Raw genomic sequence first — 4840 nt, 5'->3', positions numbered from 1 at the left:
TCGCGGTCGCGGACGACGCGTCGCGGCTGTACCTCTCCGTGACCGACGCCGGGCCGCAGGACCTCGCCGACGTGGTCTCGGCGACTCCGGGCGTCTCCGACCCCCGCGTCGTCGAGACGCGCGAGAACGGGTGTTCGGCGTCGGTGCGCGTCGACGGCGGCTCGGTGGTACGAGCGCTCATCGAACACGGCGCGACGGTCCGAGACGCGACGGCGACCGACGGCGAGGTCCGCGTCGTCGGGGACCTCCCAGAGGGGACGGACGTGCGTCCCGTCGCCGACGGGCTCCGCGCCGCCTTCCCGGACGTTCGGCTCGCTAGCAAGGAGTCCGTCGCGCGGTCGCCCGCCACCGAGTCCTCCTTCCGCGAGGGGATCGCGGACCGGTTCACGGACCGCCAGTGGGCGGCGCTGTCGGCCGCGTACCACGGCGGGTACTTCGACTGGCCGCGCGGGAGCACCGCCGAAGAGGTGGCCGACGCCATGGAGGTCTCCTCGCCCACGTTCCACAACCACCTGCGAAAGGCCCAGCGCGCCCTCCTCGACGGGCTCTTCGAGGACGGACGGCGCCGATAGCGCGGCGAAGTCGACCGCTCCCGATCGGTCTTCCCCGCGACCGCCCCACATCTATCACGATTTTTTCCTATTTAGCGTGAGCGTTTATATGTCGAGATCGATTGAGTACGACTGTACCATGACAGAGGGAGACGGTCAACTGGAAGCGAGATTGGAAGAGCAGGCGGTGTTCGAACCGCCCGAGTCGTTCGTATCGCAGGCGAACGAGTCGGACCCGGACCTCTACGAGGAGTTCGAGGAGAACTGGCCGGAGTGTTGGGAGACGGCCGCCGACCTTCTCGACTGGGAGACCGGCTACGACCAGGTGCTCGACGACAGCGACCCGCCCTTCTACGAGTGGTTCACGGGCGGGGAGCTCAACGCGTCCGCGAACTGCCTCGACCGACACCTCGACGAGCGCGGCGACGAGGCCGCCATCGAGTGGGTCGGCGAGCCCGTCGACGAGGACGACCGCACGTACACGTACGAGGAGCTCCACCGCGAGGTGAACGAGTTCGCGGCCGCGCTCCGCGAGCAGGGCGTCGAGGAGGACGACGTCGTGACGATGTACATGCCGATGATCCCGGAGCTGCCGATCGCGATGCTGGCGTGTGCCCGGATCGGCGCCCCGCACAGCGTCGTGTTCGCCGGCTTCTCCGCCGACGCGCTCGCGACCCGGATGAACGCGGCGGACTCGGAGTATCTCGTTACGTGCGACGGGTACTACCGCCGCGGCGACCCGCTCGACCACCTCGAGAAGGCCAACGAAGGGCTCGCCGGCGTCGACCACGACACGACGACGATCGTCGTCGACCGGCTCGGACCGAACGGCGACGACTTCGGACACGACCTCGGCGCGGACCAGTTCGACTACCACGAGCTGGTCGACGAGCACGCGGGCGCGGAGGTCGAGCCGGTCACCCGCGACGCCGAGGACATGCTGTTCCTGATGTACACCTCCGGAACCACGGGGAAGCCGAAGGGGGTGAAACACACCACTGGCGGCTACCTCTCGTGGGTGTCCTGGACGTCGCAGGCGGTCCTCGACGTCAAGCCCGAAGACACGTACTTCTGTTCGGCCGATATCGGCTGGATCACGGGCCACTCCTACATCGTCTACGGTCCGCTCGCGCTCGGGACGACGACGATGATGTACGAGGGGACGCCGGACCACCCGGATCGCGACCGCCTCTGGGAGATAATCGAGGAGTACGGGGCGACCCAGCTGTACACCGCGCCCACCGCGATCCGCGCGTTCATGAAGTGGGGTGCGGAGTACCCGGACCGTCACGACCTCTCCAGCCTGCGGCTGCTCGGGACGGTCGGCGAGCCGATCAACCCCCGCGCGTGGAAGTGGTACTACCAGCACATCGGCGCCGAGGAGTGTCCGGTCGTCGACACGTGGTGGCAGACCGAGACCGGCGGCATGATGGTGACGACGCTGCCCGGCGTGAACGACATGAAGCCGGGCGCGGCCGGCCCGCCGCTGCCGGGCGTCGACGTGCAGATCGTCGACACCGAAGCCGAGGAGGTCGAGCCGGGACAGGCCGGCTACCTCACGGTGAACAAGCCGTGGCCCGGCATGCTCCGGACGCTCTACCGCAACGACGAGCGGTACATCGAGGAGTACTGGGCGGAGTACTCCGACACCGACAGCGACGATCCAGACGACTGGGTGTACTTCCCGGAGGACGGCGCGAAGATCGACGAGGACGGGTACATCACCGTGCTCGGCCGGGTCGACGACGTGATCAACGTCTCCGGCCACCGGCTCGGCACGATGGAGATCGAGTCGGCCATCGTCGGCGTCGAGGGCGTCGCCGAGGCGGCGGTGGTCGGCGGCAACCACGAGATCAAAGGCGAGGCCGTCTACGCGTACGTGACCACCGAGGACGGCTACGAGGGGAACGACGAGCTTCGCGAGGCCATCGTCGCCGGCGTCGAGGACGCCATCGGCCCGATCGCCCGGCCGGAACAGGTCGTGTTCACGCCCGACCTCCCGAAGACCCGCTCCGGGAAGATCATGCGTCGCCTCCTCGAGAACATCGCCGACGGCGAGGAACTCGGTAACACGAGCACCCTCCGGAACCCGGAGATCGTCGAGGAGATCCAGGAGAAGGCGAACGCGGAGTAGCTCCCGAAGCTTCCCGTTTTCGTCGGTACCCGACGACACCAAGACGCCACGACGCGACGAAATCACGTCACGAACGACTCACACACAAGAGCCGACACCACACTGCGATAGATGACAGATAATACCTCACACGACACCGACACCACCGTCGAGACCGACGGCGGCGTCACCGCGAGCGCGGCACAGACGCACCAACAGACCGACTACCTCGACTCGGAGGTGAACATCCTGAGCCCGAGCACCCCGTACATGCGCGAGCACCTTCGGGTCGTTTGGACCGGATTCCTCATCTGGGCGGTCGTCGTCTTCGGACCGGTGACGGCCACCGTCCTCGCGCCGGGCGCGATGACGACACAGATGCCGATCCTCGATTTCCCGCTCCACTACTTCCTCATCGCCATCGGCGGACCGGGCGGCGCGCTGATCCTCGCGGCGTGGTACGCGAAGCGGCGCGATGCGCTCGACGAGAAGTACGGCATCGACCACGACGCCGCGGAGGGTGACGCATGAGCGCGCTCGCGGCCACGCTGTTACAGAGCGAACTGCTGCCGGAAGGGCTGAACGTCTCGTTCAAGCCGCTCCCCGCGGTGCTGGTCATCGGCATGCTGCTGGTGTTCATCGCCATCGGCTTCATCTTCCGTGTCGCCGACACGGAGAACATGTGGGTCGCCGGTCGCTCGATCGGCAACCTCGAAAACGGGATGGCGATCGGCGCGAACTGGATGTCTGCGGCGTCGTACCTCGGGATGGCCGCGCTGATCGCGACGGCCGGCATGTACGGCCTCGCGTTCGTCGTCGGCTGGACGACGGGGTACTTCATCCTGCTCATCTTCCTCGCCGCGCAGCTGCGCCGGTTCGGGAAGTACACGGCGCCCGACTTCGTCGGCGACCGCTTCAACTCCGACACCGCGCGCGCCATCGGTGCGGTCACGACGTTCCTCATCGGGTTCGTTTACGCCATCGGCCAGGCCCGGGGGATGGCGCTCGTCGGCCTGTACATCTTCGGCGACCTCGGCTTCCTCGGCCTGAGCGGGTACCAGGCGATGGTGATCATCATGATGGCGATCACCGTCGGCTACCTGACGCTTTCCGGGATGCTGGGCGCGACGAAGAACATGGCCGTCCAGTACGTCATCCTCATCGTCGCGTTCGTCGCCGGACTGTACGCCGTCGGCCTCGTCAACGGCTACTCGACGGTGCTGCCGCAGATCGAGTACGGCGCCCTCATCGGGACGTTAAGTGCCGAGTTCTCCGAACCGTTCGCCAACGCGAGCTACTACCTGTGGATCGCGACGGCGTTCTCGCTCATCTTCGGCACCTGCGGGCTCCCGCACGTGCTGGTCCGCTTCTACACGGTGGAAAACGAGCGGACGGCCCGCTGGTCCACCGTCTGGGGGCTGTTCTTCATCTGTATCCTCTACTTCAGCGCCCCCGCGTTCGCGGCGTTCGGTACGGACCTGTACGCGGAGAACATCGGCGCGGTGTACGGTGACCCCGGCATGACGTCCGAGGCGGCCGACGTGATCGTCGTGCTGGCCACGCAGCTGTCGAACCTCCCGCCGTGGTTCGTCGGGTTCGTCGCCGCGGGCGGTATCGCGGCGGCGATCGCGACCACCGCCGGGCTGTTCATCGCCGGCTCGTCGGCGATCTCCCACGACATCTACACGAACATCATCAACCCCGACGCGACCCAGCGCCAGCAGGTGCTCGTCGGTCGCCTGAGCATCGTGCTGCTCGGCGTCATCACGACGCTGGCCGCGCTCGACCCCGCGGCGCCGATCGCCGCGCTCGTCTCGTACGCCTTCTCGCTCGCGGGCGCCGTGTTGTTCCCGATGTTCTTCCTCGGCATGTGGTGGGAGAACACGAACCGCGAGGGCGCGCTCGCCGGGATGACGACCGGGCTGACCATCTGGGGAATCTCGATGGTCAACGAGGTCGTCCCGACCTACATCAGCGGCCTCGAGGCGCCGCTCAGTTCCGGCCTGGCCACCTGGCTACCCGCCATCGGGTCCGCGCTCGTCGCCGTGCCCGTCGTCTTCCTCGTCACCATCGTCGTCTCGATGCCACCGACGAGCCGCCGATGGAGACGAAGCAGATCGTCCGGCAGTGTCACAGTCCCGAGCCGATGCGCCAACAGCAGACCGCAGAGGACGTC

The 4840-nt window shown here is 67.4% G+C and carries 3 protein-coding genes and 1 pseudogene; all 4 read left to right on the top strand.

What is annotated here, in order from left to right; all coding sequences use genetic code 11:
- Positions 1 to 572 (top strand): bacterio-opsin activator domain-containing protein (locus GJ633_RS14050; protein ID WP_197431357.1); only part of this gene is annotated, 572 nt, incomplete at its 5' end.
- A gap of 118 nt (positions 573 to 690) precedes the next feature.
- A complete protein-coding gene (acs, locus tag GJ633_RS14045; protein WP_156589316.1) occupies positions 691 to 2685 on the top strand; it encodes an acetate--CoA ligase in 1995 nt (664 codons plus the stop codon).
- 111 nt (positions 2686 to 2796) lie between these two features.
- Complete coding sequence (locus GJ633_RS14040) at positions 2797 to 3195, top strand: DUF4212 domain-containing protein (protein ID WP_156589315.1); 399 nt, start codon at positions 2797 to 2799, stop codon at positions 3193 to 3195.
- A pseudogene (locus tag GJ633_RS14035) lies at positions 3192 to 4840 on the top strand (cation acetate symporter); the annotation flags it as partial. The gene GJ633_RS14040 and the pseudogene GJ633_RS14035, both read left to right, overlap by 4 nt.

Origin of the sequence: Halorubrum sp. CBA1125 (assembly GCF_009742825.1) — an archaeon.
In the GTDB taxonomy this organism is placed as follows: Archaea; Halobacteriota; Halobacteria; order Halobacteriales; family Haloferacaceae; genus Halorubrum.
The sequence above is the reverse complement of the archived record's forward strand: the minus strand, read 5'-3'. Positions and strand labels throughout refer to the sequence as shown.